This is a genomic window from Burkholderia sp. Bp9140 (genome assembly GCF_003853425.1).
Lineage (GTDB): Bacteria > Pseudomonadota > Gammaproteobacteria > Burkholderiales > Burkholderiaceae > Burkholderia.
Genome location: NZ_QTPQ01000019.1, coordinates 54181 through 80213, shown reverse-complemented (window position 1 = coordinate 80213; position 26033 = coordinate 54181). Strand labels below are relative to the sequence as shown.

The 26033-nt window shown below is 68.1% G+C and carries 21 protein-coding genes; 18 read left to right on the top strand and 3 right to left on the bottom strand.

Annotation, left to right across the window (positions count from 1 at the left end; translation table 11 throughout):
- Positions 1 to 38 precede the first annotated feature (38 nt).
- Positions 39 to 1229, top strand: coding sequence for a helix-turn-helix transcriptional regulator (locus tag DIE21_RS17415; protein WP_124498864.1), 1191 nt, complete (start codon positions 39 to 41; stop codon positions 1227 to 1229).
- A gap of 183 nt (positions 1230 to 1412) precedes the next feature.
- Here DIE21_RS17415 and DIE21_RS17410 read toward each other — a convergent pair whose 3' ends face one another.
- Positions 1413 to 2078, bottom strand: a complete 666-nt coding sequence (locus DIE21_RS17410) for a cation diffusion facilitator family transporter (RefSeq protein ID WP_124498863.1) — start codon at positions 2076 to 2078, stop codon at positions 1413 to 1415.
- A gap of 382 nt (positions 2079 to 2460) precedes the next feature.
- Here DIE21_RS17410 and DIE21_RS17400 point away from each other — a divergent pair, with 382 nt between their 5' ends.
- The 12 genes from DIE21_RS17400 (at position 2461) to DIE21_RS17345 (ending at position 15837) form a co-directional block, all read left to right on the top strand.
- The gene (locus DIE21_RS17400; protein WP_124498862.1) at positions 2461 to 3438 is read left to right on the top strand and encodes a chromate resistance protein ChrB domain-containing protein; all 978 of its coding nucleotides are present in this window, start codon (positions 2461 to 2463) and stop codon (positions 3436 to 3438) included.
- On the top strand, positions 3435 to 4613 hold the full coding sequence (locus tag DIE21_RS17395) for a chromate transporter (protein WP_124498861.1): 1179 nt from the start codon (positions 3435 to 3437) through the stop codon (positions 4611 to 4613). The genes DIE21_RS17400 and DIE21_RS17395 overlap by 4 nt, the downstream gene beginning before the upstream one ends.
- A gap of 260 nt (positions 4614 to 4873) precedes the next feature.
- The gene (locus DIE21_RS17390) at positions 4874 to 5302 is read left to right on the top strand and encodes a chromate resistance protein ChrB domain-containing protein (RefSeq protein WP_124498860.1); all 429 of its coding nucleotides are present in this window, start codon (positions 4874 to 4876) and stop codon (positions 5300 to 5302) included.
- Positions 5289 to 6557: an MFS transporter gene (locus DIE21_RS17385; RefSeq protein ID WP_124498925.1), complete on the top strand. Its 1269-nt coding sequence runs from the start codon at positions 5289 to 5291 to the stop codon at positions 6555 to 6557. The genes DIE21_RS17390 and DIE21_RS17385 overlap by 14 nt, the downstream gene beginning before the upstream one ends.
- Before the next feature lie 133 nt (positions 6558 to 6690).
- Positions 6691 to 7701 carry a DNA-binding protein gene (locus DIE21_RS17380; protein WP_124498924.1) on the top strand — a complete coding sequence of 337 codons (1011 nt, stop codon included), beginning with the start codon at positions 6691 to 6693 and terminating at the stop codon, positions 7699 to 7701.
- A 123-nt stretch (positions 7702 to 7824) separates the two neighbouring features.
- Complete coding sequence (locus DIE21_RS17375) at positions 7825 to 8445, top strand: TetR/AcrR family transcriptional regulator (RefSeq protein WP_124498859.1); 621 nt, start codon at positions 7825 to 7827, stop codon at positions 8443 to 8445.
- Positions 8446 to 8647: 202 nt separating this feature from the next.
- Complete coding sequence (locus DIE21_RS17370) at positions 8648 to 9706, top strand: NADP-dependent oxidoreductase (protein ID WP_124498858.1); 1059 nt, start codon at positions 8648 to 8650, stop codon at positions 9704 to 9706.
- Positions 9707 to 9789: 83 nt separating this feature from the next.
- Entirely contained in the window at positions 9790 to 10089 is a 300-nt protein-coding gene (locus tag DIE21_RS17365; RefSeq protein WP_124498857.1) for a putative quinol monooxygenase, read from the top strand.
- A gap of 129 nt (positions 10090 to 10218) precedes the next feature.
- A complete protein-coding gene (locus DIE21_RS17360; RefSeq protein WP_124498856.1) occupies positions 10219 to 10674 on the top strand; it encodes a (2Fe-2S)-binding protein in 456 nt (151 codons plus the stop codon).
- 1 nt (position 10675) lies between these two features.
- Positions 10676 to 12895 carry a xanthine dehydrogenase family protein molybdopterin-binding subunit gene (locus DIE21_RS17355; RefSeq protein ID WP_124498855.1) on the top strand — a complete coding sequence of 740 codons (2220 nt, stop codon included), beginning with the start codon at positions 10676 to 10678 and terminating at the stop codon, positions 12893 to 12895.
- A gap of 15 nt (positions 12896 to 12910) precedes the next feature.
- Positions 12911 to 14230, top strand: coding sequence for a cytochrome c (locus DIE21_RS17350; RefSeq protein WP_124498854.1), 1320 nt, complete (start codon positions 12911 to 12913; stop codon positions 14228 to 14230).
- 161 nt (positions 14231 to 14391) lie between these two features.
- A complete protein-coding gene (locus DIE21_RS17345; RefSeq protein WP_124498853.1) occupies positions 14392 to 15837 on the top strand; it encodes an NAD-dependent succinate-semialdehyde dehydrogenase in 1446 nt (481 codons plus the stop codon).
- Between the two features lie 183 nt (positions 15838 to 16020).
- Here DIE21_RS17345 and tagH read toward each other — a convergent pair whose 3' ends face one another.
- Together tagH and DIE21_RS17335 are read right to left on the bottom strand one after the other, a co-directional pair.
- Positions 16021 to 17427, bottom strand: a complete 1407-nt coding sequence (gene tagH / locus DIE21_RS17340; protein ID WP_124498852.1) for a type VI secretion system-associated FHA domain protein TagH — start codon at positions 17425 to 17427, stop codon at positions 16021 to 16023.
- 47 nt (positions 17428 to 17474) lie between these two features.
- Positions 17475 to 17861, bottom strand: a complete 387-nt coding sequence (locus DIE21_RS17335; protein ID WP_124498851.1) for a TssQ family T6SS-associated lipoprotein — start codon at positions 17859 to 17861, stop codon at positions 17475 to 17477.
- 631 nt (positions 17862 to 18492) lie between these two features.
- Here DIE21_RS17335 and tssJ point away from each other — a divergent pair.
- Genes tssJ through tagF form a run of 5 tightly spaced genes read left to right on the top strand, consistent with a single transcriptional unit; the run spans position 18493 to position 26027 of the window.
- Positions 18493 to 19008, top strand: coding sequence for a type VI secretion system lipoprotein TssJ (tssJ, locus tag DIE21_RS17330; RefSeq protein WP_124498850.1), 516 nt, complete (start codon positions 18493 to 18495; stop codon positions 19006 to 19008).
- Positions 19005 to 20387: a type VI secretion system baseplate subunit TssK gene (gene tssK / locus DIE21_RS17325; RefSeq protein WP_124498849.1), complete on the top strand. Its 1383-nt coding sequence runs from the start codon at positions 19005 to 19007 to the stop codon at positions 20385 to 20387. Before tssJ ends, tssK begins: the two co-directional genes overlap by 4 nt.
- Positions 20388 to 20402: 15 nt before the next feature.
- Complete coding sequence (locus tag DIE21_RS17320) at positions 20403 to 21722, top strand: DotU family type VI secretion system protein (RefSeq protein WP_124498848.1); 1320 nt, start codon at positions 20403 to 20405, stop codon at positions 21720 to 21722.
- Between the two features lies 1 nt (position 21723).
- Positions 21724 to 25353 (top strand): type VI secretion system membrane subunit TssM, encoded by a 3630-nt coding sequence (gene tssM / locus DIE21_RS17315; protein ID WP_124498847.1) that lies wholly within the window; start codon positions 21724 to 21726, stop codon positions 25351 to 25353.
- Positions 25335 to 26027, top strand: coding sequence for a type VI secretion system-associated protein TagF (tagF, locus tag DIE21_RS17310; RefSeq protein WP_124498846.1), 693 nt, complete (start codon positions 25335 to 25337; stop codon positions 26025 to 26027). Before tssM ends, tagF begins: the two co-directional genes overlap by 19 nt.
- Positions 26028 to 26033: the final 6 nt, after the last annotated feature.

The window sequence follows — 26033 nt, the reverse complement described above, 5'->3', positions numbered from 1 at the left end:
GCACCGACAACGAGTTGCATGGAGGATGGAGCGTGCTGATGGAGACGAGATGGGCTCCGCAAGAGAGCCAGCCAACAAGCGAGGAGGCCGACATCGGCGTCGCGGATTTCAGCGAGCTGATGGCGCGCATCTACCAGGGGCCGATGGAAACGCCGCCGTGGGCGGGCGCGCTCGAGATGGTTCGCCGGCTGCTGCAGGCCAACTACGTGACGCTGATCCTGCGCGCGGCCGCGAGCGACCGCCGCGCGCCGCTGTCCGTGCACGCATCGGAGTTCGGCCCGGTCGTGCCGGTCGACGGCGAGGCGTCGTACAACAACTACTACTATTCGCTCGATCCGTTCGTCGGCCTGCCGGCCGATCGCGTGGTCACGGTCGACGATGTGTTCGGCGATACGGGCTGGCTGTCGAGCGAACTGTACAAGCAGTTCCTGAAACCGCAGGACGTGCGCTACATCCTCGGCGCGGACCTGCGCACGCCGTCGGGCGTCGAGTGCCGGTTCCGCGTGTGCCGCAATCATGCGTCCAAGCAGTTCTCCGCGCGCGACAAGACGCTCTGCGCGCTGCTGCTGCCGCATCTGAAGCGCGCGGTCGAGCTGCATTCGCGGCTCGACACGGCCGAGGTCGAACGATCGATCTACGCGAACGCGATCAACCGGATGCAGATCGGCACGATCACGCTCGACGAGAACGGCACGATCATCGACATGAACAGCGTCGCCGACGAGATCCTGAAGCAGAACAACGGTCTGACGATTGCGCGCGGCACGATCGAGGCGACCGATGCGCAGGAGAACCGCACGCTCAAGCGGCTGATCCGTCACGCGGTGATGGGACACCACGGCACGGCCGCGGCGATCGTCGAGGCGATGCCGATCACGCGCGGCTTCGACAAGCCGCGCCTCGGGCTGCTGGTGCGCACCGTGCTGCTGTCCGACTGGTCGGAGGACAACAAGCGCCGGCCGGCCGTCACGCTGTTCCTGCGCGATCCCGACCGCAAGCCGCAGGGCGCGCAGGAAATCATCCGCAAGCTGTTCGACCTGACGCCCGCCGAGACCTCGCTCGCGCTGCTGCTGACGAACGGATTGACGCTCGAGGAGGCGGCGGAGGAGTCGGGGATCAGCAAGAACACGGCACGCACGCACTTGCGCGCGATCTTCTCGAAGACGGGTGTCACACGCCAGGCGACGCTCGTGCGGATCCTGCTCGGGAGCGTGGTGCCGCTGGGGTGATCGGGGGCGGTACGTCGCATGCCGCCGCATCGATATCGAATGGATTCGTCCCCAGATACATCGACTGCGGTCGACGCGCATGCGGAACAGCGATCACGGCATCATGAACGAGAGGCTCGTGCGCAGCCGATGGCAGGTATCGGGTGTGTCAGGTCATCGCGCGGGCCGATGTCGCATGCATCGTCACGACCCGCGCGTCGAACGGCTCACCCACGCCGCCAATGCCGGCCATTGCGCGCAACCGCGCCGGATGAACCCGGCACCCGTGCGGATCACGATCGCACCGATCGCAAGCGCGGCGAGATCGTCGAGACGGCCGAGGCCGACCCACGCCGCGCTCATCGCGAGCGCCGCCAGCAACGCCGACAGTGCGTCGGCGCGCACATGCCAGCCGCTTGCTTCGAGCAGGGCCGAGCCGGTTTCGCGCGCCTTGCGCAACATCCAGCGCGACAGCGCGGCCTTGCCGGTCAGCGTGAGGACGATCAGCGCGAGCGTCATCGCGCCGGGCTGCACGACGGGCGGTGCGTCGAACCGGTTTGCCGCTTGCCAGATCATCTGTACGCCCGTCGCGACGAGCAACGCGCCGAGTCCTGCCAGCGCGAGCGGCTCGTAGGTCGGGCGCCGCTCGGGCGGCAGCCGCGCGTCGAGCCGGCACGCGACCAGGATCAGCGCGTCGGCCGCGAAATCGATCGCCGCGTGCGCGACGTCCGCAAACAGGCCGGACGAATGCGCGGACCACGCCGCGACCGCCTCGGCGGCGAGCAACAGCAGGTTGATCGCGAGACTGGCGGCGAGGGCGCGGGACGTGGCCGCATAAACGTGGGGCGTGGCGCGCGACGTGCGCTGCATGGCGTATTCGTCTGTCGAAAGCGTGGGCAGCCTCGAACGCTACCGGCCGACGATTGCAGATACGTGACAGCAGCGGGCATCGCGTGTTGACCCGCTAAACGGTCGCGCAAATCCTGCTTGTTGGAGGTGTAATAGCCAACACCGTCCGGCTGCCGGCATGCACGCAAGCGGCAAGCCGACCTCGATCGATGTGAGCGAGCTCGGCCATGGCGAAATCAGCTCAAGGCGGTGACGCCCTGATAACCGACAAACAGACCCACGACCATGATCAGCGCGCTTGAGAAGTACGGCGCCTCTCGCGCGAAATCGCCGAACCCGCCCCGGGTGGCGCGCCCGAAAAGTTAACTTGTAGAGTTTGAGACACGAAAGTAGCATTTGCTACATGAACACTGTCTCCACCTGGTCGCTCCTCGTCCTGACCCTGCCTACGGAAAACGCGACGGCCCGCATGCGGTTCTGGCGTGCGCTCAAGGCAAAGGGCTGCGCGGTGCTGCGTGACGGCATTTATCTGCTGCCGTACACGGAGGCGCGCGAAAGCATGCTGCGTGAACTCGCTGGCGCGATCGCCGAAAGCGGCGGCACCGCCCACCTGTTGCGGGCGCCAAGCCTCGACGCGTCTCAGGAGCTGGAATTTCGCGCGCTGTTCGATCGCGACGAGGATTACGCCAGCTTCATCCAGGCGCTCGCGGAAGCCCGCAAGACGCTTTCCGGCCAGTCCGCGACGGAACTGACGCGCCTGCTGCGCCGCCAGCGCAAGGATTTCGACACCATCCGGACGATCGACTATTTCCCGGGCGATTCGGCAACCCGGGCCGAAGTCGCGTTGCAGGACTTCACCGCACTCGTCGACACCGTGCTGTCGCCGGGCGAGCCGCATGCCGCGGAGCGCGCGATCCGCCTGCTCGCGATCGACGAATATCAAGGGCGCACCTGGGCGACACGTCAGCGCATGTGGGTCGATCGCGTCGCCAGTGCATGGCTGATTCGCCGTTTCATCGATGCGCGAGCCCGCTTCAACTGGCTCGCGTCGCCGGCGGATTGCCCGCCTGACGCGCTCGGCTTCGATTTCGACGGCGCCGCATTCACGCACGCCGGCGAGCGCGTGACGTTCGAGGTATTGCTCGCGAGTTTCGGGCTCGACAAGGATCCGGCGCTGCTGCGGCTCGGCGAGATCGTGCATGCGCTCGACGTCGGCGGGCCTGCCGCGCCCGAGGCGGTCGGATTCGAGGCGGTGATGGCCGGCACGCGCCAACGCACCGAAAACGACGACCAGTTGCTGGAGCAGATGGGCGCGGTGCTCGACGCGCTGTACGCACACTTCGCATCGAATGGAAAGGGAGAAACCGGGGGACGTTCATGACCACGACCATCGCCACCAACGCACCGGCCTACTCGCTGGGCCAGTTGGTCGCCTACATGCTGCGGCTCGGTACCTTCGGCTTCGGCGGCCCGGTCGCGCTCGCCGGCTACATGCGCCGCGATCTCGTCGAACGGCATGGCTGGATCACGGAAGCGGACTACAAGGAAGGGCTCACGCTTGCCCAACTCGCACCGGGGCCGATGGCCGCCCAGCTCGCGATCTATCTCGGCTTCGTCCACTACCGGATTCTCGGCGCGACCCTCGTCGGGCTCGCGTTTGTCCTGCCGTCGTTCCTCATGGTCCTTGGGCTCGGCTTCGCGTACGCGCACTTCGGCGGCCTGTCGTGGATGCAGGCGGTCTTCTACGGGGTAGGCGCCGCCGTGGTCGGCATCATCGCGATGAGCGCCTACAAGCTCACCACCAAGACCGTCGGCCAGGACAAGCTGCTTTGGGCCATCTTCCTGACGCTTGCCGCCGTGACCTTCATCACGGAGTCGGAAATCGCGTGGCTGTTCATCGTCGCCGGCCTGATCGGCTGGCTCTGGCGCGCCCCGCCAAAATGGCTGCACAAGGGCGGGCTGAACGCGCTCGCCGGCGTCAACCTGCCGGCAGCCAGCGGCCTGCTGAGTGGCATCGATCTGCCGCAACTCGCGCAGATCGGCGTGTTCTTCGCCAAAGCGGGCGCGTTCGTGTTCGGGTCGGGGCTCGCGATCGTGCCGTTCCTGTACGGCGGGGTCGTGACCGAACATCATTGGCTCAACGACAAGCAGTTCGTCGACGCCGTCGCGGTCGCGATGATCACGCCGGGGCCGGTCGTGATTACGGTCGGCTTTATCGGGTACATCGTGGCGGGCCTGCCCGGCGCGTGCGTCGCCGCCCTCGGCACGTTCCTGCCTTGCTATCTGTTCACCATCATTCCTGCGCCTTACGTGAAAAAGTACGGGCACCGGCCCGACGTCAAGGCGTTCGTCGACGGCATCACGGCGGCGGCCGTCGGCGCGATCACGGGTTCCGTGCTCGTCATCGCGAAGCGCTCGATCGTCGACATACCCACCGCCGCCGTCGCCGTGGCGACCGTCCTGCTGCTGTGGCGCTTCAAGAAGCTGCAGGAGCCGGTGATCGTGACCGCCGCGGCACTCTTCGGGCTGGTGGCCTACCCGCTGCTCCACCATTGACTCGCATTTCCGGGAGTTGACCATGACGTACGAGATGAAAGCGTTGTCGTGCGATCCGACTCGTGGCTGACGATGGCAGGCTGATCGTCAGCCGCCCGGCCGGCGACGAGGACGAAGAGGACGACGACTGACCGTTCGGGCACATCGTCCACGTCCTCCGCACCGCCAGACAGGCGCAGTGCCGTGCAATGGATTGTGCGCGTGAACGACTGATGAGCGATTGCACGGGAACTTCCCTGCATTCGGACAGGAGGAGCGCCATGAAATGGATCACGCGTGAACGGCCGAAGATCGATCGAATCGCCTGCCCATGGCTGATCGCCCGGTTTATCGACAAGGCCCCCGAGTTCCTCTACGTCCCGGGGACGGACGTGTTGCGCATGGCGGAGGAAACGGGCGCGATTCCGTACGACGTGCCTGGTGTCGAACTCGGGCACCATGATGAGTTCTGCAGCTTCGATGCGTTCCTCGACAAATACCAGCTGCATGAGCCGGCCTTGCTCAAGCTTGCCACGATCGTGCGCGGTGCGGATACCGGGCGGCTCGATCTCGCGCCGGAAGCGACGGGCCTGTATGCCATCTCGATCGGGCTTTCCGGGAACTTCGCCGACGATCACGAGCAGCTACGGCACGGGATGGTGATGTACGACGCGCTCTACGCGTGGTGTCGGCGTGATGCACGTGCCTAGCGGCCGCGTGGCCATCTCGTTCGCAATGCGTCTTTCGCGCCGGCTCCTTCCGGCCGGTGTCGAGCATGCCGCGTGGATCATCCTCGCGAGTCGTGGTCTGCGCGGGTTCTGTGACGGCTTCATCGCGGTGCTGCTCCCCGCGTATCTGCTGTTGCTCGGCTTCGCGCAGGTCCACGTGGGCTTGATCAGCACCTCGACGTTGATGGGGTCGGCTGTCGCGACGATCGCGGTCGGCATGGTGGCCAGCCGCTTTCCGCACCGCCGGGTGCTGACGCTCGCCGCCGTCCTCATGGCCGCGACCGGCATCGGCTTCGCCAGCCTGTCGACCTTGTGGCCACTGCTCGTGGTGGCCTTCGTCGGCACGCTCAACCCGAGTTCAGGCGACGTCAGTCTCTTCCTGCCGCTCGAGCAGGCCCGTCTTGCCGAAGCGGCGACCGGCGACGCGCGAACCGCGCTGTTTGCACGCTACAGCCTGGTCGGCGCCGTGTCGGCCGCATTGGGCGCACTCGCTGCAGGCCTGCCGCTCTGGCTTGCCTCGCACACCGGGATGTCGCCGCTGGCCGCGATGCGCGCGATGTTTCTCGTTTATGCGGTGACGGGCCTCGCGGTGTGCGCGCTGTACGCCCGATTGCCGCGTACGGCATCGCACGCGGCCACGGTCACGCCTCCGCTCGGGCCATCGCGGCGCATCGTCACGCGGCTTGCGCTGCTGTTCAGTGTCGACGCGTTCGCGGGTGGCCTCGTCGTCAACTCTCTGCTGGCGCTCTGGTTGATGCAGCGCTTCGGATTTTCCGTGAGCGCGGCGGGCCGGTTCTTCTTTTGCACCGGACTGCTTGCCGCAGGCTCCCAGCTCGCAGCGGCACCGCTCTCACGCAGGATCGGCCTGCTCAACACCATGGTCTTCACGCACATCCCGTCGAGCGTCTGTCTGATCGGCGCGGCGCTGGCACCGTCGCTGCCGCTGACGTTGACGCTTCTGCTCATGCGCAGCGCGTTGTCGCAAATGGACGTGCCGACGCGAACCGCTTATGTGATGGCCGTCGTCACGCCGATGGAGCGCCCGGCCGCCGCCAGCTTCACGTCCGTGCCGCGCAGCCTCGCGGCCGCGATCGCACCGACGCTGGCTGGCGGCTTGTTCGGCCTTGGCTGGCTTGGCGCGCCGCTGGTCGCATGCGGTGTGCTGAAGATCGTATATGACCTTTCGCTGCTGGCCGCTTTCCGCCACATCAAACCGGACGAAGGGGGCAGGCCATAGGGGATATCCGATCAAGACATCGGCGCTCCACGAATCTCAACATTATAGAAATAATGTCAAATTCATCTCGGCTGGCGATTGGATATCAAACGGTTTACGTTATATTATTCACGAAATTCCAGACCAAACCGCCATGTCCGACTTCGTTGCCGACGAATCCCGCCTGATCGCCGAAATCGATCGCCTGAAGGCCGATTTCCCGAAAACCCGCGAGCTGTATCGCGAGGTCTGCGCGTTGATGTTCTTCCGCTTCGGCATCACGCCCACCGCGAACCGCCTGTATCAGCTCGTGCGCAAGGGCAGCATGAGCACGCCGACGGCGGTGCTCGGCGAGTTCTGGGTCGAGTTGCGGGAAAAGAGCCGCATGCGCATCGAGCATCCGGACTTGCCGGCCGATCTGCAGGCGGCAGCGGGCGAACTGGTCGCTGCGTTGTGGAGCCGTTCGAGTACCGATGCCGCCGCGGCACTCGATGCACTGCGCGCCGAAGTCGAAGCCGAGCGGACGTCGGCGAAAGCGGAAGTCGCCGCACTGCAAGCCGACCTGTCCCGCACCGAAACCGCGCTGGAGCAACGCACGAGCGCGTTGCTGGCGGCCCAGGTGCGCATCCAGGAACTCGAGCAGGCAAGGGCGGCCGACGAAGCGTCGCGCCGCGCGCTGCAAGCGGAAGTCGAACGGCTGAAGCTGGACAATGCAGAAGCCGATCGCGCGCTCGCGCAGGCGCGCGCCGATTTCACGTCGCAGCTCGACCGGCTGCGCGACGATGCAGGCCGGGCCGAGGAGCGCTTGCGCGCATCCGAGAAACGGGCGCTTCAGGAGATCGACCGCGAACGGCTCGCGGCCGCACGGCTGCAAAAGGAACTCGACGCGGCCACCACGCGCGCCGAACAGCGCGATTCGCAGCACCGCAAGGATCTCGCGGCGCTGCAGGCGCAACTGGCCGACACGCAACACCGCTGCGGCATGCTCGAAGGCCAGCTCGACGGCGCTCGCGCGGCCAATGCCGCGTATGTCGGCGAGCTCGACGCGCTGCGAGCCGAACGCGCGGCCCGCGCGCCCGTGCGCCGGGCGCCGGGTCGACCTGCCGGCGGCAGCCTGCGTGCGGCGAAACCGGTCGCCAGGAAGCGCGCTCCGAAGCCTGCGTGACATGGGCGCGACGGTGCGGCGACAACGCATCCGCGACGCGGTGCGATTCAGGTAAAGTGCCGCTCAATTCGCCGGCTCGACGTTACTAGACGACCGGTCTAATCGTTGCTAACATACGCCATCATGAATGCATCTTCAGGCGCCGAAGTCCGCCAGCACATCCTGAATATCGCGAAGCCGATCATGCTCCACAAGGGGTTCTCGGCGGTCGGTCTGAACGAGATTCTCGCCGCGGCGGGCATCCCGAAGGGCTCGTTCTACCATTACTTCGGCTCGAAGGAGGCATTCGGCGAGGCGCTGCTCGAATCGTATTTCGAAGGCTATCTCGAGCATCTCGACAACCTGCTCAAGCATCAGGCCGGCACGGGCGCGCAGCGGCTGATGACGTACTGGGGCAACTGGCTGCACACGCAGTGCGCGGACGATCCGGAAGGCAAGTGCCTTGCGGTGAAGCTCGGCGCGGAAGTGTCCGACTTGTCGGAGGCGATGCGCGCGGTCCTGCGGCGCGGCACCGGCCAGATCATCGAGCGGCTCGCGGGCGGGATCGAGGCCGGGCTGGCCGACGGTTCGCTGAGCGGCGTCGACGATCCGGCCCATTCGGCGGCGATTCTCTACGAACTGTGGCTTGGCGCAACGCTGCTGGAGAAGATTCACCGCAACCGCGCGCCGCTTGAGCGCGCGATGCTCGAAACACGGCGGATGCTGAACCTGCCGCCCGTCGAGCCAGATGGAGCGCAGTCGTAACCCGGGCGCGCACAGGCGCGCCTTGTTTTTACGTGAGCCCTAGACGACCGGTCTACTCACACTGAAGTCCCATTGCGTGACCCGCGAGGCTGCGGCTCCGCCGGCTGATTCGCCGGCACGGCCGCGGCCGCGCGCATCACGGTGGTCGAACGTTGATCCGATCGTGCCCGTGGCACGTCCATTCCTGTTGACGGAGGTTCCCATGCCGCAAAGCAAGGCAGCAAACCGCAGAATCATCCTGAACGCGCGCCCGGTCGGCGCACCCACCCCGAACGACTTCCGTAGCGAGACCGTCGACGTGCCGGTGCCAGGCGCCGGCCAGGTGCTGTTGCGCACGGTCTGGCTGTCGCTCGATCCGTACATGCGCGGCCGGATGAGCGACGCGCCATCGTATGCGCCGCCGGTCGAACTCGGCGACGTGATGGTCGGCGGCACGGTCAGCCGTGTCGTCGCCTCGAACCTGAGTGCGTATCGCGAAGGCGACCTGGTCGTCGCGGGCGGTGGCTGGCAGGACTATTCGCTGTCCGACGGCAGCGATCTGATTCCGCTCGGCCCTGACTTCGCGCATCCGTCGCAGGCACTCGGCGTGCTCGGCATGCCGGGGTTCACCGCATACACCGGGTTGCTGAAGATCGGCGAGCCGAAGCCCGGCGAAACCGTGGTCGTCGCCGCCGCGAGCGGGGCGGTCGGCGCGGTGGTCGGCCAGATCGCGAAGCTGAAGGGCTGCCGCGTGATTGGTGTCGCGGGCGGCGCCGACAAGGTCGCGTACGTGAAGGACGCGCTCGGCTTCGACGCCAGCATCGATCATCGCGATCCGCAATTCGCGGCCAGGCTGAAGGAAGCCTGCCCGAACGGCATCGACGTCTATTTCGAAAACGTCGGCGGCGCCGTGTTCGACGCGGTGTGGCCGCTGCTCAACGATCATGCGCGCGTGCCGGTGTGCGGAATCATCGCGCATTACAACGACGCGGCATACGACGACACCGCGGTGTCGAGCGGCCGTGACCGCGTGCCCGCGCTGATGGGCACGATCCTGCGCAAGCGCATCCGGATGCAGGGTTTCATCATTCTCGATCATTATGCGACCGGCTACGCGCCGTTCCTGAAGGAAATGAGCGAGTGGATCGCGCAGGGCAAGATGAAGGCGCTCGAGGACGTGGTTCCCGATCTCGCCGATGCGCCGAATGCGCTGATCGGCTTGCTCGCCGGCAGGAATTTCGGCAAGGTCGTCGTGCGCGTGGGGCCGGACGAACTGGCCTGACGCGACGCGTCCGTTTGCACGCTGGCGTCACCCGACGCCGGCCTATGGCATGCTCGATTCCATTTCCCCAAGGAGTGAAAAACATGGCGCTTTATGTGATGGCCTCGGTGTTTCCGAAACCCGAACACGCGCAGGCCGTCGAGGCCGAATTGCGCAGCATGGTCGCGGCGACCCGCGTCGAACCCGGCAACCGCCGCTACGACCTGTTCCGCGAACAGGACGGCTCGCCGGCACTGCACCTGTTCGAAATCTACGACGACCAGGCCGCGTTCGACGCGCACCTCGCGAGCCCGCACTTCACCGCGTTTCGCATCAAGTCGGCCGACTGGTTCTCGGTGCCGCCCGTCATCAAGGTGCTGTCGGGCATCGACGCGGCCGAATAACCCGCATTGAATCACCGCCGCGGCTCGTCCGACGGGCCGCACGGCAGCCGCTGCGTGCCGAGCAGTGGCGATGAACAACCCGGCGCGCCGGTCGCGCCGCTTCCCCGATACACCGGACCCGGAGGCTGAATGGTCACCCTCAACATCAACGGCGAGAACCGCACGGTCGACGCCCCCGACGACATGCCGCTGCTGTGGGTCCTGCGCGACGTCGTCGGCCTGACCGGCACGAAATTCGGCTGCGGGATCGCGCAATGCGGCGCGTGCACCGTGCATCTCGACGGCGTTGCGGCGCGTTCGTGCGTGCTGCCGGTCGCGGCCGTCGCGGGCCGCAGGATCACGACGATCGAAGCCGTCGGCGCGACGCCGGCCGGGCAGAAGGTCCAGGACGCGTGGCGCGAGCTCGACGTCGTCCAGTGCGGCTACTGTCAGTCCGGGCAGGTGATGGCGGCCACGGCGCTGATCGCCTCGAACCCGAACCCGAGCGACGCCGACATCGACGCGGCGATGGCCGGCAACATCTGCCGCTGCGGCACGTACAACCGGATTCGCGCGGCCGTGAAGCACGCCGCCAAGGGGAACTGACATGTCGCGAGGACTGATCGACGCAGGTCGGGCCGGCGCGGGCGTGTCGCGCCGTTCGTTTCTCAAGGCGGGCATGTCGCTCGGCGCGGCCGCGGGCGGCGGCCTGCTGCTCGGCTTCAGCATGCCGGCGGCGGGCGATGACGCGCGGCGCTCGGTGATCGGCGGCGACGCGGACGAACGCGCGCGTGCCGGCGTATTCGCGCCGAACGCGTTCGTGCAGATCGACCGCAGCGGCAAGGTCACGCTGGTGATGCCGAAAGTGGAAATGGGCCAGGGCGTCTACACGGCGCTGCCGATGCTGATCGCCGAGGAACTCGAGGTGCCGCTGTCGAGCGTCACGCTCGACCATGCGCCGCCGAACGAGAAGCTGTTCCTCGATCCGCTGCTCGGCGGACAACTGACGGGCGGCTCGACGTCGGTGCGCTACGCGTGGGAGCCGCTGCGCCGTGCAGGCGCGACCGCTCGCACGCTGCTGGTTGCGGCGGCGGCGAAGCAATGGCATGTCGATCCGGCCGCCTGCCGCGCGGAAAACGGCGAAGTGCGGCACCCGCCGAGCGGCCGGCGTGCTTCGTACGGCCAGCTCGCCGACGCCGCGTCGAAGCTGCCGGTGCCGAAGGACGTCGCGCTGAAGCAGCCGGCCGATTTCAAGCTGATCGGCAAGCCGGTGAAGCGGCTGGATTCGCCGGAGAAGGTCGACGGCACCGCCCGGTTCGGGCTCGACGTGCGCCTGCCGGGCATGCTGTACGCGGTGATCGTGAACAGCCCGGTGTTCGGCGGCACGGTTGCGAGCGTCGACGAGTCGGCCACGAAGAAGATTCCCGGCGTGCGCCAGGTGGTGCGCGTCGACAACGCGGTCGCGGTGGTCGGCGATCACACGTGGGCCGCGAAGCGCGGCGCGGCGGCGCTCGTCGTCAAATGGAACGAAGGCGCGGACGCGAAGGTGTCGATGAAGGACATCGTCGCGGATCTCGCGCAAGCCGCAGCCAACGGCAAGGGTGCCGTCGCGCGCAAGGAGGGCGACGTCGGCAAGGCGTTCGCGAACGCGAAGACGCGTGTCGATGCCGTCTACGAACAGCCGTTCCTTGCACACGCGACGATGGAGCCCGTCAACTGCACGGTGCAGGTGCGCGCCGACGGCTGCGAGATCTGGGTCGGCACGCAGGTGCCGACACGGGCGCGCGATACGGTGCAGCGGCTCACGGGGCTGGCACCCGACAGGATCGTCGTGCACAACCATTTGCTTGGCGGCGGCTTTGGCCGGCGGCTCGAGACGGACATGATCGGGCAGGCCGTGAAGGTCGCCAGGCAGGTCAACGCGCCGGTGAAGGTCGTGTGGACGCGCGAGGAAGACATCCAGCACGACATGTACCGCCCGTACTACTACGACAAGATCTCGGCCGGCCTCGACGCGAACGGCAAGCCGGTCGCGTGGCAGCACCGGATCGTCGGCTCGTCGATCATCGCGCGCTTCGCGCCGCCGGCGTTCAAGGACGGCGTCGATCCCGACGCGGTCGAGGTGGCTAACGACCTTCCGTACGACCTGCCGAACCAGCTCGTCGACTACGTACGCCAGGAGCCGCGCCACATCCCGACCGCGTTCTGGCGCGGCGTCGGGCCGACGCGGAGCACGTTCGTCGTCGAGAGCTTCATCGACGAACTGGCCGCACAGGCCAAGACCGACCCGGTGCAATACCGTCGCGCGCTGCTCGACAAGACGCCGCGTGCGCGCAACGTGCTCGACGTCGCGACGAAGGCGGCCGGGTGGGGTACGCCGCTGCCGAAGGGGCAAGGGCGCGGCGTCTCGGTAATGCACGCGTTCGGCAGCTTCTTCTCGATCGTCATCGACGTCGCGGTGGCGGACGGCGAAGTGCAGGTCAAGCGTGCCGTGTGCGCGGTCGACTGCGGGATGGCCGTCAATCCGGGCACGATCGAGGCGCAGGTGCAGGGCGGCATCATCTTCGGGATCACGGGCGCGCTGTATGGCGAGATCACGATCGAGGACGGCCGCGTCGTGCAGAGCAACTTCACCGACTACCGGATGATGCGCATCAACGAGACGCCGCCGATCGAGGTTCACCTCGTCAAAAGCGGCGAGGCGCCGGGCGGAATCGGCGAACCGGGTACGGCGGCTACCGCGGCGGCCCTGTCGAACGCGATCTTCGCCGCGACCGGCAAGCGGCTGCGCAAGCTGCCGGTCGGCAGCCAGCTGAAGACGGCCTGAGGAGAGGGTCGAACCATGCGAAACCCCACCCTGAACCGCTTGAACCGCGTCGCTCATACGCTCCGCGCATCGATGATCGCGCTCTCCGCGCTGATGGCCGGCCCGGCGGCGCATGCCGCGCAATCGGCGCCGGCCGACGGCGCGCTGGTTGCACGCGGCGCGTATCTCGCGAAGGCGGGCGACTGCGTGGCGTGCCACACCGCGCCGCGCGGCACGCCATTCGCCGGCGGCCTGAGGATGGTCACGCCGATGGGCGCGATCTACACGACCAACATCACGCCCGACCCGGAAACAGGCATCGGCGGCTATACGGAAGCCGAGTTCGCGGGCGCGCTGCGCCTGGGCGTTGCGAAGGACGGCCATCGCCTGTATCCGGCGATGCCTTATCCGTCGTATGCGAAGCTGCGCGACGACGACGTGAAGGCGCTGTACGCGTACTTCATGCACGGCGTCGAGCCCGTGAAGCAGGCGAACCGTGCGTCCGAGATTCCGTGGCCGCTCGACATGCGCTGGCCGCTGGCGCTGTGGAACGCGGTGTTCCTCGACACGAAGCCGTACACCGACAAGCCGTCAAGGGATGCGATGTGGAACCGCGGCGCGTATCTCGTGCAGGGGCTCGGGCATTGCGGGTCGTGCCATACGCCGCGCGGCGCCGGTTTCCAGGAGAAGGCGCTGGACGAAGGTGGCGCGGCGTTCCTGTCGGGCGCGCCGATCGACAACTGGTTCGCGTCGAACCTGACCGGCGAGCCCAATACGGGGCTCGGACGCTGGAGCGACGCGGAGGTCGCGCAGTTCCTGAAGACCGGCGCGAACCGGCATGCGACCGCGTTCGGCTCGATGGTCAGCGTGATCAACCACAGCACGCAGGCGCTGACCGGCGACGATCTGGCGGCGATTTCCCGCTACCTGAAGTCGTTGCCGGCGGCGGGCGGCACGGGCGCGCCGCCTTACCGCTATGATCCGAAGGCGACGCAGGTCGCGCTGGGCCGGCCGGCGAACGATCCGGGCGCAAAGGTGTATAACGCTTACTGCCTGCATTGCCATGGCGCGGACGGCCGCGGCTACGCGCCGCTGCTCGCGCCGCTCGCCGGCAACCCGAACGTGCTCGAGGCCGATGCATCGTCGCTGATCAACGTGACGCTGAACGGCAGCGAGTCGCTCGTGATCGGCGGCGTGCCGTCCGCGTACCCGATGCCGGCGTTCGCGAACGAGCTGAACGACCGGCAGATCGCCGACGTGCTGACGTTCATGCGCGCCGGCTGGAACAACAACGCGCCGGCCGTGCAGGCGGCGGACGTCGCGAAACTCCGCAAGGCGACGGCGGCCGCGCGCTGAGCGCGGCCGAACATGGCGGATGACGACGGGCAGGCGTGCCGCGTGCCCGTCGTCGAACATTGCCGGATGCAGCGCACCCGGCAACGCGGCTCTTTCTGTCAACCGGCGCGCGGCCGTTTGCGGCAGCGCGCGTTTTATCGACGTAAAACTGGGGTGTCTGGATGGCTAACGTGACTTATACGGATACACAACTGCTGATCGACGGCGAGTGGGTCGATGCCGCGAGCGGCAAGACGATCGACGTCGTGAATCCGGCGACGGGCAAGACGATCGGCAAGGTGGCCCACGCGGGCATCGCCGATCTCGATCGCGCGCTGGCTGCGGCGCAGCGCGGTTTCGAAGCATGGCGCAAGGTGCCCGCGCACGAGCGCGCGGCGACGATGCGCAAGGCCGCGGCGCTGGTGCGCGAACGCGCCGACACGATCGCGCAGCTGATGACGCAGGAGCAGGGCAAGCCGCTGACGGAAGCACGCGTCGAAGTGCTGTCGGCAGCCGACATCATCGAATGGTTCGCCGACGAAGGCCGCCGCGTGTACGGCCGGATCGTGCCGCCCCGCAATCTCGGCGCACAGCAGACGGTCGTGAAGGAGCCGGTCGGCCCGGTCGCGGCGTTCACGCCGTGGAATTTCCCGGTCAACCAGGTCGTGCGCAAGCTGAGCGCCGCGCTCACGACCGGCTGCTCGTTCCTCGTGAAGGCGCCGGAAGAAACCCCGGCATCGCCGGCCGCGCTGCTGCGCGCGTTCGTCGATGCGGGCGTGCCGGCCGGCGTGATCGGCCTCGTGTACGGCGATCCGGCGGAAATCTCGTCGTACCTGATTCCGCATCCGGTGATCCGCAAGGTGACGTTCACGGGCTCGACGCCGGTCGGCAAGCAGCTCGCCGCGCTCGCCGGCCAGCACATGAAGCGCGCGACGATGGAACTGGGCGGCCACGCGCCGGTGATCGTCGCCGAGGATGCGGACGTCGCGCTGGCGGTGAAGGCCGCCGGCGGCGCGAAGTTCCGCAACGCGGGCCAGGTGTGCATTTCGCCGACGCGTTTCCTCGTGCACAACAGCATCCGCGACGAATTCACGCGCGCGCTGGTCCAGCACGCCGAAGGGCTGAAGGTCGGCAACGGCCTCGAGGAAGGCACGACGCTCGGCGCACTGGCAAACCCGCGCCGGCTGACCGCGATGGCGTCGGTCGTCGACAACGCACGCAAGGTCGGCGCCAGCATCGAGACCGGCGGCGAACGGATCGGCTCGGAAGGCAACTTCTTCGCGCCGACCGTGATCGCGAACGTGCCGCTCGAAGCGGACGTGTTCAACAACGAGCCGTTCGGCCCGGTCGCCGCAATCCGCGGTTTCGACAAGCTCGAGGACGCGATCGCCGAAGCGAACCGTTTGCCGTTCGGGCTGGCCGGCTACGCGTTCACTCGTTCGTTCGCGAACGTGCACCTGCTGACGCAGCGTCTTGAGGTCGGGATGCTGTGGATCAACCAGCCCGCGACGCCGTGGCCGGAAATGCCGTTCGGCGGCGTGAAGGATTCGGGCTACGGGTCGGAAGGCGGGCCGGAAGCGCTGGAGCCGTATCTCGTCACGAAGTCGGTGACGGTGATGGCGGTCTGACGACCGTTCGACCGCGTCGACCGCATGCGTGCCGCCGTTTGCGCGGCGCGCACGGCAGGTTGCTCCTGGCCGGACGTTCTGCCCGGCCTTGTTATTTCTGGTCCTTTCTGCTTCGTTCGCTGTCGGTTTTGCCCGGTCATGGCGGTCGCTTCCGTCGAGCACGGGACACACGGCGCCCGCCGCTCAATGCCGACTGCTGCCGCGATAGCTTTCCACCTCCGCGTCGTACGCCGCGAGAAACGCCTTGCCGAACACCGACGCGAAATCGTCCTCGATCGCGAACACCGTGTCGCGATGGGTCGCCGCGTAGCGATCCCACATCCTCGCCTTGTAGAGCGCGGGCACCCGCTTCTCGTACCAGCGCATCGCATCGTCGCGCTCGCGCAGCCGCTGCGGCGAAAAGCGCGTCAGCAGGTCCATGAGCGCGGCGCGCATGCCCGCGACCATGCCGATCTGGTGCGCATGCAGATCCTGGAACGCGTCGCTGACCGCGCTCTGCGGCGACATGAAGCCCGGCAGCGGCAGTCCGAACATCTGGCGCAGCACGGCGCCGCCGTCCGGCAGCAGCTTCAGCGGGTTGTTCTCGCGATCGAGCAGCATCGTCATGTGCGCCTTCACCTCCCGCTTCAGGATGCTGCGCGACGACAGCAGCTCGACCGTGCCGTTCGCGAACAGCGCCAGCAACTGCCCCGCGATGTACAACTGTTCAGCCGACCACTGATGCGATTCGGCGGCGGTATCGAGTCCGGCGCCTTCGAAGAACGCGTTCAGCAGTTCGTCGGGCGTCGGCACGCGGCTAGCCTGCGGTGCAGGTGCGTCGGCCGGCCGCGGCCCGGCGTGCGCTGCCGCCGGTTGCACGCGCACATGCTGCGTCCACTCGGGCGCGTGGTCGGCCTGCGTCGCGGACGACTCGCCGCGATCCGCCTTGCCGCGTTCGGCCGGTGACGCCGAACCCGATCCAACGATATCGGGCGACGACTGCGCGAACAGGTCGAGCGGATCAGTCGACAGCTGATTCAGGTCGCGCTGCGATGGCGCCGATGGCGCGGTGCGGCTTGCCGGCTGCCCAGCCTCCCTGCGCGCCGTGCCGGACCGGGTGCCGGCGTCCGCCGCCTTGCCGCGCGGGACGAGGCGATCCTGCAGCAGGCCCCACAGCCGGTTGCCGGCGCCTTTCGTCTCGCCGTGTGCGCGAGCGGCCATCTCCGGCGCGCCTGGCTGGGCGGGGCTGGCGTTGGAAGCGGAGGGCATGTCGACGACCGGCGCCTCATGTCCGTCGTCACGCTCGGCCCGCAGCACGTACGGCCCGATGCGGATGATGTCGCCGGTATTGAGCGGGCGCTCCTGCGCATAGCCGACGGGCTCGCGATTCACCTCGATCGTCGACACGCTGCTCAGGTTCTTCAGCAGGCACGCATCGTCGCCGACCTGCAGCAGGGCCTGCAGCCGGGAGACCTGCCGGGTGTCGTCGCGCAGCACGAGATGGTTGTCGGTGGCCCGCCCGATGGTGCCGCCGGGCGGGTGGAACACGACGGCGTCATAGGAGTCGCTTTCGACCGGCTCGCCGGCGTGTTCGATCACGATCAGTTGCATGTCATACGTCGCTCGGTCATGAAGCGCTCGCAGGGAAACCGGTTCGGTCAGGATGACGACGCATGTCTGCGGCGCGCGAATTCGAACGCGGGCCCCCAGATCGGATGCCCCTTCTCGGCGGGGGACAAGTCGAAGCGCGGGTTGAGGTCCAGAATCTTCGAGAATTCCGCGCGGCACGGCGCGATACGGTTCGTCACGCAGTAGCTGAACGCGAGCAGCTTGTGCGCGGCGACCTGCGTATCGGTATCGGCTCCGTCGATTTCCTGCGCATGGCTCAGGATCGCGATCGTGCGTCCGTAGTCGCCGGCGCTGTAGGCCGCGCGCGCGCTGTCGACCGCGGCGCGCGCCGCCGACTGCGTGGGAGACGTGCTGCACCCGCCGACTCCCAGCAACAAGGCGCCGAGACAAATCACGATCGATGAGCGGCCTTTCATGTTGAAATGAAATATTTGCGTAATTGGAAGGTGGCGCACAAGCGCTGTTGGATTTTAGTGCCAATCATGCCGGCCGATGCCGCCGTTACTTTTTGTTTCAATTGGCGAATTGCGTTCGAGTTACCACTCAAATCAATTCCGGCTTTTCGACTTGTTAATCCATAAAATCGATTCTATAGTTCGCTGTGCTTTTGGGATTCGTCAGTTGTTTGCTCTGCGCCCGTCAATGGTCGAAACGGCGGGCCGTCCATTCGGGCAATGCAAACAGCCGCGCACGACCCACGGGGCGTAAGCCACCCACCGTCGACAGCCGGCGAGCCTGGGTTCCGCGTCCATACAGCAAGTGTCCATGCAATAGAACCGGGCCGCCGCGGCGAACCGGTCGGATTAACACGTCTTCTCAAAATGACTGAAATCAATTCAACCCATCGTCATCTCCCCAATTTCGATCCCGGCTCGTAATTGGCGATTTGACCCGGCTTTTTACAAGGATAAATTGCCGAATACAATTCAAGCGAAAGGATATGCAAGCCACATAATTACCGGTCAATTAATTGTCCCTTTTTAGTCCGGAACTCCGGTTTCGCGTATGGAAACTGGCGGGGGGATTATTGCGCTGCGAGGGTGAAATATGCGATGGCGGTCGAGCGGGTTCATCGTATTGGGATGTGCATTGCTGTTGCCCGGATGCGGCGCGACGGAGCGTGCCGCCGCAGTGCCGTATGCGATCACGGTCGACGTTGCGCCGGACGTCAACCCTGACCTCAACCGCAAGCCTTCGCCGATCGTGCTGAAGGTGTTCCAGCTGCGCGCGGCGTCGGCGTTCGATGGCGCGGACTTCTTCTCGCTCCAGGACAAGCCGGAGAACATCCTCGGCGCGGACCTGCTCGGCACCGATCGCGTGATCCTGCGGCCGGGCGAGTCGCGCACGCTGCACTACCGCGGCAATGTCGAGGCCGGTGCGATCGGCGTCGTCGCCGAATACCGGATGCTCGACAGGAACCGCTGGCGCCTGACGGTGCCGCTGCCGCGCGCCAAGCAGCTCAACGCATACAAGTTCTGGCAGACGTCGCCCGGCGAGCTCAAGCTGTCGATCGCGGTCAGGAACGGCGGTCTCGCGTTGAACGACGCGCGGGGGCGCCCATGACGGAACCGACCATGTCCGCCACGCCGGTCGTCGCACTGCGTCAGCGCGTGGTGTGGACCGAGGGGATGTTCCTGCGGCCGCAGCATTTCCAGCAGCTCGAACGGCACTGGGAACGCTACGTCGCGCTGCGTTGCGTGCCGCTGCAGGGGTTCTACTGGGGTTTCGACACGCTCGAGATCGACCGTGAGCAGCTCGCGCTCGGCAAGGTCGCATTGCGCGCGGCGGCGGGCGTGATGCGCGACGGCACGCCGTTCGACCTGTCGCATCCCGATGATCTCCCCGAACCGCTCGACGTGCCGGCCGATGTGAAGGACCCATTGGTCGTGCTCGCGCTGCCGCTGTGGCGCGGCGGTGGCGAGGAGGTGTCGTTCGGTGCCGACGCGGCCAGCGGCGGCGGCCCGGACGTCGCACGCTACGTGGTGCGCGAGTACGAAGTGGCTGACGCGAACGCGGTCGCGCTCGGCCCCGCGCTGCTGCAGACAGGGCGCCTGAACGTCCGGCTGATGCTCGACACCGAGCTGACCGGCGACTGGCATGCGCTCGGCGTCGTGCGGATCGTCGAGCGGCGTACCGACGCGCGGCTGCTCGTCGACGACGGCTACATTCCGCCGCGCCTGGTCGCGCAGCGCGATGCCGCGTTGCTGGCGTACACGCGCGAACTGCACGGACTGCTGACGCAGCGCAGCGAAGCGCTGGCCGAGCGCCTGTCGGAACCGGGGCGCGGCGGCGTGTCGGAAGTCGCGGATTTCCTGCTGCTGCAACTCGTGAACCGCTATCTGGCGCTGACCTGGCATGCGCAGCAGGATGTCGCGACGCATCCTGAGGCGCTGTTCCGTGACTGGCTGAAGCTCGCGTGCGACCTCAGCACGTTCACGGCGGCCGGCCGGCGCCCGCAATCGCTCGCGGTCTACGTGCACGACGACCTGCGCACGAGCTTCGCCGAACTGATGACGGAGCTGCGCCGGTCGCTGTCGACGGTGCTGGAGCAAAACGCGATCCAGATCGAGCTGCGCGACGCGGGCAACGGCATCCGGGTCGCGACGCTCGCCGATCCCGCGCTGCGCGACACGGCCGGCTTCGTGCTCGCGGTGCGCGCGGACGTGCCGGCCGACAGCCTGCGCGCGCGGTTTCCCGCGCAGGCGAAACTCGGCCCGGTCGAGCGGATCCGCGACCTGGTGCAGTTGCAGCTGCCGGGCATCACGATGCGCCAGTTGCCGGTTGCGCCGCGGCAGATCCCGTATCACGCGGGTCATACGTACTTCGAGATCGACAAGGGCGGCGACCTGTGGAAGCAGCTGGCGCGCTCCGGCGGTCTCGCATTTCATTTCGCCGGCGAATTCCCCGGGCTCTCGATGGAGTTCTGGGCGATACGCGGGTGAGGGCGGGGCAGCGCGATGAATTCTTCCTCCGATTCGATTTCCGCCGGCGCCGGCGGATTCGTGCCGCCGAATCCGGGCGGCATGCATCCGGCCGCGGCGTCCGGCGCGGCCGGGCCGACGGCCACGCAGCCGCGCCCGGGCCGCTGGGCCGCGAGCGGCACGAACCCGCTCGTCGCGGCCGCGAACCCGCTGCTCAACCTGGTGCCGCAGATCCGCTCGACCGTCCATCATCCGAATCCGGCGTGGCTGCGCGAGCATCTCGTCGTCGAGATCCGGCAGTTCGAGGCGCGCGCACAGGAAGCCGGCGTGCCGTCGGAGGCGATCATCGGCGCGCGCTACTGTCTGTGCACGGCGCTCGACGAGGCAGCCGCGCTGACGCCGTGGGGCGGCAGCGTGTGGTCGTCGCACAGCCTGCTCGTGTCGTTCCATAACGAAACCTGGGGCGGCGAGAAGTTCTTCCACCTGCTCGAACGCCTGTCGCAGCAGCCGCGCCAGCATCTCGACCTGCTGGAGCTGCTGTATTTCTGTCTCGCGCTCGGTTTCGAAGGCCGCTACCGGGTGCTCGACAACGGCCACGCGGAGCTCGACGCGCTGCGCCGGCAGCTGGCCCACACGATCCGCTCGGTGCGCGGCGAATTCGATGCCGCGTTGTCGCCGCACTGGCGCGACGTCGTCACACGCGACGTGGCGCGCCGCTTCGTCGTGCCGCTGTGGGTGTGCGCGGCGCTCGCGTTGCTGATCGGCTTCGGCGTGTTCGTCGGTCTGCGCGTCGCGCTGGCCGGGCATTCGGACCAGCTGTTCGCGTCGATCGACGGGCTGCACGTGCCGAAGCTGCAGCCCGCGCAGGCGCCGCCGCGCCCGGCGCCGGTGCCGCGCGTCGCGAAGTTCCTGGCGCCCGAGATCGCGGCCGGCCTCGTGGCGGTGCGCGACGACGCCGATCGCAGCGTGATCGTGCTGCGTGGCGACGGGCTGTTCAAGTCCGGCTCGACGTCGGTGATCGACCGTTACGCGCCGGTGCTCGCGCGGGTCGCGGATGCGCTGAACCAGGTGCCCGGCAACGTGCGCGTGACCGGCTATACCGACGACACGCCGGTGCATACGGCACGCTTCGCATCGAACTGGGACCTGTCGCGCGAACGCGCGGAGGCCGTGCGCGGCATGATCGCCGCGCGCCTCGACCATCCGGAGCGGCTCGCGGCCGAGGGGCGCGGCACGCTCGATCCGGTCGCGCCGAACGATACGCCCGCGAACCGCGCGCTGAACCGGCGCGTCGAGATCACGCTGCTGCCGGCGCCCGGCAGCGCCGCCGTCGGCGCGACGCAGGGGGCGCACTGACATGAACCAGGCTGTCGCCCGTTTCGTCCGGCCGTTGCCGTCGCGGGAGATCTGGACCGTTGCCGGTCTGGTCGTGCTCGCGTGCTTCGTGTGGCTCGCCGGGCCGCTGTTCGCGTTCGCCGAGGTCCGGCCGCTCGAGAGCGCCTGGGCGCGCGCGGTGACGATCGCGGTGCTGTTCGGCGCGTGGGGCGCGCGCGTCGCGTGGCGAAGCTGGCACGCGAGCCGCCTGAACGCGCAGTTGCTGAACCAGCTGCGTGAAGCCGCGCCCGGGCCGGCCACCGCCGACGATCCGGCGAAGGCCCAGCTCGACGAGCTGCGCAGCCGCTTCGACGAGGCCGCGACGCTGCTGAAGAAAGTCCGCTTCGGGCAGGCCGATACCGCGCGCAAGGGGCGGGCGCGCTGGTTCGACCGGATGTCGCGCCAGTATCTGTACCAGCTCCCGTGGTACGTGTTCATCGGCGCGCCGGGCTCGGGCAAGACGACCGCGCTCGTCAATTCCGGGCTCAGCTTTCCGCTCGCCGAGCAATTCGGCCGCGCGGCGATTCGCGGCGTGGGCGGCACCCGGCACTGCGACTGGTGGTTCACGAACGACGCGGTGCTGATCGACACGGCCGGCCGCTATACGACGCACGAAGGCAATCGCGCGCTCGACGAAGCCGAGTGGAAGGGCTTCGTCGAGTTGCTGAAGAAATACCGCACGCGCCAGCCGCTGAACGGCGCGATGCTGACGATCAGCGTCGCCGACCTGGTCGGCGCGTCGGAAGCCGAGCGTACGCAGCACGCGATGGTGCTGCGCAAGCGGCTGCTCGAACTGCGCGCGCAGCTCGGCATCCGGTTTCCGGTCTACCTGCTCGTGACGAAGGCCGACCTGCTGGCCGGCTTCGCCGAGTATTTCGGCGGCTTCGGCCGCGCGGAATGCGCGCAGGTGTGGGGTTTCACGTTCCCGCTCGCGCAGAGCGAGGCGCCGGGCTTCGACCTGCGCGCCGCGTTCGACCGCGAATACCGGCTGCTGCACCAGCGGCTGAATGACGGGCTGCCCGAGCTGCTCGCCGCGCAGACCGATGCGCGCCAGCGCGAGATGGCGTACCTGCTGCCGCAGCAGGTGGCCGACCTGCAGGACATGCTCGGGCAGTTCGTCGCCGAAGTGTTTTCCGTGTCGAGCTTCGAGCCGATGCCGATGCTGCGCGGCGTCTACCTGACGAGCGGCACGCAGGAGGGCACCGCGTTCGACCGCGTGATGAGCGGCATCAAGCGCTTCCTGAAGATCGAGGGCGTGCCGCCGGTCGCACAGGTCGGCTCGACCGGGCGCAGCTTCTTCCTGAAGTCGCTGCTGCAGGAGCACATCTTCCGCGAAGCCGCGCTCGCCGGCAGCGACCTGCGCTGGCATCAGAAGCGGCGCGTGCTGCAGATCGCCGGCTACGCGCTGCTTGCGCTCGTGAGCGTGGCCGTGCTGGCCGCATGGCTGCGCAGCTATTCGAACAATCGCGCGTATCTCGACCGGATCGCGCAGCGCGTGCCCGCCGTCGATGCGCAGATCGCCGGCGCGAAATTCTCGGATGCGGCCGACGTCGCGCGGCTGCTGCCGGTACTCGACGCACTCGGCGGGCTCGCGAATGCCGGCGGCGTCGACCGGTCGCATCCGCCGCTCGCATACCGCTGGGGCCTCTTTCAGGGCGAGAAGATCGACGAGGCCGTCGACGCCGTGTACCGGCGCGCGCTCGACGACGTGCTGCTGCCGATCGCCGCGCGCCGGATGGAGGCCGCGCTGAGTGACGCGCGTCCGGACGAAACCGACTACGCGTATGCGGCGCTGAAGGCCTATCTGATGCTGTACGACAGCGCGCACTACGATCCCGCGTTCGTGCAGGCCGTCGTCGACCTGGAAATGGAGCGCTCGCTGCCGCCCGACTTCTCGCCGGCCGAACGCTCGGCGCTGCGTGCGCATCTCGCCGCGTTGTTCGGCAACCGGGTGGCGGTGTCGCCGTATCCGATGAACGAGCGGCTCGTGGCCGACGTGCGCGACCGGCTGCGGCAGGTGCCGTTCTCGCAGCGGCTGTACCGCCAGCTCACGCGCACGCTGCGGCCGGCGACTGCCGCGTTCGATTTCAGCGTCGCGCGCGCGGTGGGGCCCGACGCATCGCTGGTGTTCCGCCGCCAGGGCGGCAAGCCGCTGTCGGAAGGCGTGCCGGGCCTCTATACGCGCAACGGCTATCGCAACGTGTTCTCGCCGCGCCTTGCCGGCGAGGTCGACGCGTACGGGCGCGAGGAGGTGTGGGTGCTGAACCTCGGGCTGTCCGAGATTCCCGGGCCGAACGACGCCGCCGCGTGGGCGCGCGACATCCGGCAGCTGTACCTGAACGACTACCTGAAGATCTGGGACGACCATCTCGCCGACATCAAGCTGCAGCGCACGGCGACGCTTGCGCAGAGCATCCAGGTCGCACGTGCGCTGTCGTCGGCGGATTCGCCGCTTACCCGGCTGATGATCGCGCTTGCGCGCGACACGGCGCTCGGCGATGCGCCGGGCGGCGCGCGCAATCTCGCGTCGCGCGCACAGGACAAGGTCGACGAGGCGCGCAGCTCGCTGTCGCAGATCTTCGCGGGGCAGGGCGCAGGCGACGCGAATCCGTCCGCGGCGGCGCCCGCGAGCCCCGAGCAGGTGGTCGACAGCCACTTCGCCGGGCTGCGCGCGTTCGCGCCGGGCAGCGGCGACCAGGCGCAGGCGTTCGACGCGGTGCTGAAGTCGATCGACGCGCTCTATACGTACCTGACGGCCACCGACGATGCGCTGCGCAGCGGCGCCCAGCCGCCGCCGTCCGACGCGCCCGCGCGGCTGCGCGCGCAGGCCGGGCGGCTGCCCACGCCGTTCCGCGACGTGCTCGACGACCTGTCGAACGTCGCGAACGGCAGCGTCGCGACCGTCGAGCAGCGCAGCGTCGCGCAGCGGGCCGGCGCGAACGTCGGCGACTTCTGCCGGCAGGCGATCGTCGGCCGCTATCCGTTCGCGCGCGGATCGTCGCGCGACGTCGCACCGGCGGATTTCGCGCAGATGTTCGCGCCGGGCGGCCTGATGGACGATTTCTTCCAGAAGAACCTGCAGTCGATCGTCGATACGACGTCGCACCCGTGGCGTTTCGCGAACCGCAATGCGGATGCCGATCCGTCGGCGGCCGCGATGCTTGCGTCGTTCGAGAAGGCCGCGGTGATCCGCGACGTCTATTTCGGCGGCGGCGCACGCACCGCGCAACTGAAGGCGCAGATCCAGCCGCTCGAAATGGACCCGTCGATCACGGAGATGGTGCTCGACGTCGACGGCCAGATCGTCCGCTATGCGCACGGCCCGCTCGTGCAGAGCGCGGTGGACTGGCCCGGCCCGCGCGGCAGCAATCAGGTGCGGCTGCAGGTGTCCGCGCAGGCCGGCGCGACCGACGGCTTCACGACCGGCGGGCCGTGGGCGCTGCACCGGCTGTTCGACCGCGCCGCCGTGTCGGCCGGGCGCGGCTCGGACCAGATGATCGCGCGCTTCACCGTCGACGGCAAACCGCTCGTGCTGCAGGTGAATGCGGGCAGTGTCCGCAATCCGTTCAGGCTGCCCCAGATGGAGTCCTTTACATGCCCTCCGAAGCAATGAGCCGCCTCCCGCCGCTCGCGCGCGCCGATGGCGACGCCCCGGCCTGGTACGGAAAGATTCCGGGCGCCGGCGACTTCGTGAACAGCCGTCTGCCGCACGCGCTCGCGCTCTGGTGGGAGCTCTGGCTTCAGCCGGGAATGGCCGCGATGCGGCAGCTCGGCCCGGACGAGATCGCGCGCCACTACACGGTCGCGCCGGTCTGGAATTTCCTGGTGCCGGCGGGCGCCGGCGCGTCGTGCGTGCAGGCGGGCTGTCTCGCGCCGAGCTGCGACCGCGTCGGGCGCTACTACCCGGTGATCGTGACGCTGCCGATGCCGGCGGCCGACGGCTGGAACGGGCTGCCGGACGCCGCCGACGCGTTCTACTGGCAGGCCGGCCATGCGCTGCTCGACGCGATCCGGCATGCGCGCGCGCCGGCCGATCTCGAGCAGGCGCTCGAGCGCGTGCGGCTCGCGCCGGGCGGCGGGCTACCGGCGGAAGGCGTCGACGGGATGCCGGCGACGCTGCCGGAGCGGCCGGCGCTCGCTGCATGGCCCGGGCTGTCCGGCTATTTCGATCCGCACGGCGGGACGAGCTTCTGGTGGACCAATCGCGCCGACGGTTCGCCGCTGCGCACGCATGCGCATACGGGTGTGCCCGACAACGCACTGTTCCTGACGCTGTTCGGCGGCTAGCGGCCG